General features: G+C 69.0%; 4 protein-coding genes. 1 reads left to right on the top strand and 3 read right to left on the bottom strand.

Features of this window, described 5'->3' with window-relative positions; genetic code table 11:
• Positions 1 to 168: 168 nt before the first annotated feature.
• Complete coding sequence (locus tag ACFVH0_RS39290; RefSeq protein WP_385828226.1) at positions 169 to 2,547, top strand: Ig domain-containing protein; 2,379 nt, start codon at positions 169 to 171, stop codon at positions 2,545 to 2,547.
• Between the two features lie 412 nt (positions 2,548 to 2,959).
• Here the strand turns inward: ACFVH0_RS39290 and ACFVH0_RS39285 are convergent, their stop codons facing one another.
• The 3 genes from ACFVH0_RS39285 to ACFVH0_RS39275 all read right to left on the bottom strand — a co-directional run bounded on the left by ACFVH0_RS39285 (position 2,960) and on the right by ACFVH0_RS39275 (position 4,617).
• A complete protein-coding gene (locus ACFVH0_RS39285; protein WP_385828225.1) occupies positions 2,960 to 3,283 on the bottom strand; it encodes a hypothetical protein in 324 nt (107 codons plus the stop codon).
• A gap of 41 nt (positions 3,284 to 3,324) precedes the next feature.
• Positions 3,325 to 3,726 carry a PPOX class F420-dependent oxidoreductase gene (locus ACFVH0_RS39280; RefSeq protein WP_385828224.1) on the bottom strand — a complete coding sequence of 134 codons (402 nt, stop codon included), beginning with the start codon at positions 3,724 to 3,726 and terminating at the stop codon, positions 3,325 to 3,327.
• 117 nt (positions 3,727 to 3,843) lie between these two features.
• Complete coding sequence (locus ACFVH0_RS39275) at positions 3,844 to 4,617, bottom strand: hypothetical protein (protein ID WP_385828223.1); 774 nt, start codon at positions 4,615 to 4,617, stop codon at positions 3,844 to 3,846.
• Positions 4,618 to 4,858: the final 241 nt, after the last annotated feature.

Genomic DNA, 4,858 nt, shown 5'->3' with positions numbered 1-4,858 from the left:
TTCGGCCGCGGGGGGGGGGGGGCGGGGCGGCGCCCCGGCCCCCCACCCGGGGGCGCCGTGTTGCGGGGGGGCGGCCGGGGCCGGGCCCCGCCCCCCACCACTGCACGACCGAGTGCACCCTCCACGTAGAACACGAGACATATCGGCATATGTTGATTTGGAGGAATCGTGGACAGAAGAAACTTCCTGATCGCCGGCGGTGTCAGTTCGCTGGCGCTGATCGCGACGCCGGCCCTCGCCCAGCCGGCGGCAGCAGCAGGGCCGGCGTTCACGGAACAGGCCGGCCGTCCGTTACGGATCAGGGCGGGATTCCTGTCGCTGGGTCTCGACCCGGCGGGCCGGGTCGTCGAGCTGAAGGACATACGCACGGGAACCGACCATCTGTCGGCGGGCAAGTCGCTTCCCCTGGTGTCCGTCGTGCTGGGCGACGGAAAGCAGGACACTCCCACCCAGGTGAAGGTCTCCCGGCAGGACCGGCACGTGCTGGTGTTCAGCGGGGACCGGGCGACGGTCGAGGTCAAGGTCGTCAACCACGCGACGTACGCGACGCTTGAGGTCGTCGGTCTTGACGCCGCACCGGGCGTGGATGTGCGGACCCTGCTGTGGGGGCCGCTGACCACCAGCGTCACCGACACCGTCGGCGAGGCCGTCGGTGTGGTCCGCGACAGCGGCTTCGCCCTCGGCATCACCCCGCTCAACGACAAGACCGTCGGCGGCTGGCCCAAGGAGTTCGACGCGTACGGGTTCGGCTCGGAGGTGCAGTCGAAGCCGTACGGGGAGGCCGGGACGCAGAACGAGTGGGGCGCCGCGGCGAAGACGTCGTGGGGCAGCATTCTGCGGGCCTACTCCTACGACTACAGCACCGCACGGACCCGCGAGGACGGCATCCGGATCGGCCCGCTGCCGGGCTTCGAAGGCCGGATCCTCGGATCGAAGCTGGCCGTGTACGGCAGCGCCCCTGATCTCGTGCTCACCGTACTCAGCCAGATCGCGCAGGGCGAGCACCTGCCGTACCCGACCATCGACGGGCAGTGGCAGAAGACGGCCAGGGCGACCCGGCAACCGTTCCTGGCCCTGTCGTCCCTCGGCACCTCGAACCTCTCCGACGCCATGAAGTTCGCGAAGCAGGCGGGCATCAGGAACGTCTACTCCGTGCAGGGCGCGGCCGGTCCCTGGAAGTCGACGGGGCACTACCAGTTCAACAGCGGCTTCGGCGGCTCGGACGCCGCCGCGGCTCAACTGGTGGCGACCGCCGCCGCGGGCGGCATGCGGGTCGGCGTGCACACCCTGTCCAACTTCATCCAGGCCGATGACCCGTACATCTCTCCCGCACCGGCCGACAAGCGGCTCACGGTCGGCGCGACCGTGAAGCTGACCCGCGCTCTGGCCGCGTCGGACACGACCCTGTACGCCGACGGAGACTCCGGCGGCGGCGGTCACGTCATCGGCCGGCGGCTGCGCATCGGCGACGAGTTCCTCACATACTCCGGTGTGACGCAGGCCGGCGCCGGCGAGTGGCAGTTCACCGGCATCAGCCGGGCGCAGTGGGGATCCGCCGCGGCGGCCCACCCCGCCGGGGCCGACACCACCCGGGTCAGCGAGAACCAGTACGGCGGTGCACGAGGCGACCTGCCGGTCATCGACGAGATCGCCACCCGCCTTGCCACGATGGCCAACACCACCGGCGTCCGGAGCATCTCGTACGACGGGCTGGAGGAGGTGTCCTGGAGCGGCTGGCGCGGCCAGGGCTTCGCTCACCTGGTCAACGGGATCCATCGCCGGCTCGACTCCCAGGACGGTTTCATCTGCGAGGCGTCCAACCCGTCGTCCAACTCGTGGTTCGCCCAGTCGCGGATCAGCTGGGGCGGCATCGGCTGGTCCGACTCCAACTACGCACAGGTGATCAGGAACAACAACTTCTACCGGGCCAACTTCCTGCCCGCCATGGGTGGTTCACTGCCGATCGGTGGAGACACGAGCACGCTCGGCGTCGAGCACAACCTGGCCCTCGGCGCGTCGGTCGGCGTGAACTTCGGCTGGTTCGAGACGAGCACGGACAGTCTCGCCGAGGGATCCAACACCGCGGAGGTCCTCACCGCGGTACGGATCTGGAACTCCGCCGTCGAGGCCGGCGCCTTCACGCCCGCCCAGCAGCAGCTCATGACCGACGAGAAGAAGAACTGGCACCTGAGCGAGATGGCCGAGGGGAAGGAGTGGTCGCTGCAGGAGCTGGACTCGTCCGGCAGCCCGGTCGGCCGGGCTCAGCCGGTGCGGGCGCCGGAGCCCGGGTTCACGACACCGCAGCCGCCCGGCGGCCGCGTGGGTGGGCTGTATGCGTTCAAGGTGACCTCCAGCTCGCCCCGGACGGTCCGGTACGAGGTCACATCCGGCGCGCTGCCCGCCGGACTGAGCCTGAACAAGGACACCGGCGGCATCACCGGAGTCCCCACCGCCCCGGGCACCAAGCGGTTCACGATCACCGCGCGCAACGACGGCATCATGCCCGACGCGGAGGTCACGTACAGCCTGCAGGTCATTCGCGGCTGACAACGGCCTCGGTCGGTCCAGGACCGCTGAAAACAGTCAGGGCCACGACGGAAGTGTGACGCCACGCCTCAGCGCTTCCCTTCGGCGGAGTCCAGAGAGATGTCGTGGCCCTGGCCCGCCCGGTTCTTGTGCGCCGACAACGTGTTCGTGACGGAGCCGCACCGTCGATACCGACCCGCATCATTGCCCGGTACGGGCCGCGCGGTGCGCGCAGGGCGATCTGTCGCCGGTGATGTGCACACCTGCGGCATGACCGGGGAAACACCACCTGTCCCGGACCCGGCGGTCGTTGGCGCGCGGCACCGTCCTGCGGACGATCCCACGACAGCCCGCTGAGCCGCGCGTCGGCCTAGGCCGACGCGTTGCCCCTCGTCGAGGACGACGGGTCCGGAGCCGAATACTCCTGCGTCGTCTACCTGTCGAACACAAACATGATGTGGTCGTCGTCCAGGTACTTGATATCGATCTCGCAGCCCTTCTGCACCCTCGAAGAGTAAAAGGCGGGAATGGTGTCCCTGCCTTCCACGTACCTGGTCTCACCGTCCTCGTGCCACGAAAGCCGGTATTCGATGGTTGTGGACCCGCCGTCGTTCGAGCTCACGTAGCGAACGTTCTCCACCAGAGCGTGAATATCGCGTCCCTGTGACCGGATCTTGTGGTCACGGTTGAAGAGATGAACGATATAGGCGATGGTGCCTCCGACGAGGAGGACGGAAATGACGACAACAAATATCACGTGTGTATTCCTCGCACGAGAATGGTCGGCCGTGCCCGTTGTCAGCCGCGGGGGCCGGTGATCCGTTCGGGTTCGATCACATAGATCACCCGGACCTGGTCCTTGCCACCGAACCACGGGTAGGGGCCGCCGAGATACTTCTGTGCGAGCGCCTCGATGTGGTCGACCGCCCCCTCGGTGGTCACCCGCACCACCCGCCCGCGGATCTGAACGTAGGAGGCAGGTTCCGCGGGGTCGGAGACCGCGACGGCCACCCGCGGGTCGCGCGCGATGTTCCGGGTCTTCTGATGGGACTCGACGCTGTTGATCAGGACGTGCTCGCCATCGGTGTCGACCCAGGTCTGGGTGAGCTGGGGCGAGCCGTCGGGCATCGTCGTGGCGATGTAGCAGGTGCTGGGGCGGCGCAGCAGCGCCACCACGTCCTCGTCGAGGGATACGGGCACGGGGTCTCCAGAGGTCGGTGCGGTGCTGGGGCAACGGTAGCCACGGCAGGAGACCCCCGACTCTCCGCCCCCGCATGACGTGCCGCGTCGGCGGGCCGTTTCCGGCCCGCCGCGTGGTCACTTCACCGTGACGGCGTCGCCGGTGGCGACGACCTTCATGGTCGTGGTGGTCCCGAGGAAGGCCCAGCGCCAGCTGCCCGAGGCAGTGGCCTTCACCGTGGCCCGGAGGTGGCCCTTGCTGTCCGTGGTCGCCGTCTTCACGGTGCTGTACCTGCCGCCGGGCTTCTTGTACTGCAGCTTCACCACCTGCTTGGTGAACGCGTGGTACTTGAGGTCCGTCCAGTTGGCCCGCGACAGCTTTCCGGTGACGGTCAGCGTGCCGCCCTTCCTGACCGGCTCGGGCGTGGCGTCCGTGGTCAGGGTCGCTGCGCGCTTGACCTTGAACAGGGCGATGCGGTCGGAGATCCAGTAACTGCTGTCGTTGGCCTTGACCGTGGCGTTGACCTGCCAGGTCCCCGCGACCGCGTTGGCGTCCCAGCCCTCGTTGCCCCTTCCGTAGTCATCGATCCAGGTGGGGTCGATCCGCATCGTCGCAGTGCACACGGACGTCGTCGTGCTGGTCTTCCGGCACGTCGTACCGAGGTGGTCCACGGGCCCGTGACCACCCTTCGTGGTGAACGCGGACACGTCGGTGACCCCCTTCACCCCCGAGTTGTCCTTGATGGTCATGGTGATCGGGAACTGCTTGGGGGCCTTGACCCCGACGATCACGTTGTTTCCGCCGTTCACCACGGTCTTGACGACCCGGATGTCGCCCCGCCCCTCCGCGTGCGCGGCCGGCGCCACCGCGATTCCGATCGCCACCGCCGCCACCACGGAGGCAACCGGCATTCTTCTGTGCATGTCCCACCCCTGTTCTCCCCGCCTCTTGGCAGGGAGGGACAGATTAACGATCACCTCGCGCGGGCCGCGCCGACCCCACCCTGTCGGGGGGGGCCCCCCGGGCCGGCCGCGCCCGCGGCCGGGGGCCCCGCCCCCCGGGCGCCGGCCAACCCCACCCCCGCCGGGGGGGGGCCAACCCCCCCGCCCGCCCGGCCCCCGTCATCCGCCCGCCCAAGGGCTACCGCTCCCG

Source organism: Streptomyces sp. NPDC127117, from assembly GCF_042677325.1.
GTDB lineage: Bacteria > Actinomycetota > Actinomycetes > Streptomycetales > Streptomycetaceae > Streptomyces.
This window is presented reverse-complemented; position numbering and strand designations above follow the sequence as displayed.

What these genes read in the sequence shown, in the direction of transcription:
- ACFVH0_RS39275 (WP_385828223.1), bottom strand. Translation starts at nt 4,617, where the DNA reads ATGCCGGTTGCCTCCGTGGTGGCGGCGGTGGCGATCGGAATCGCGGTG.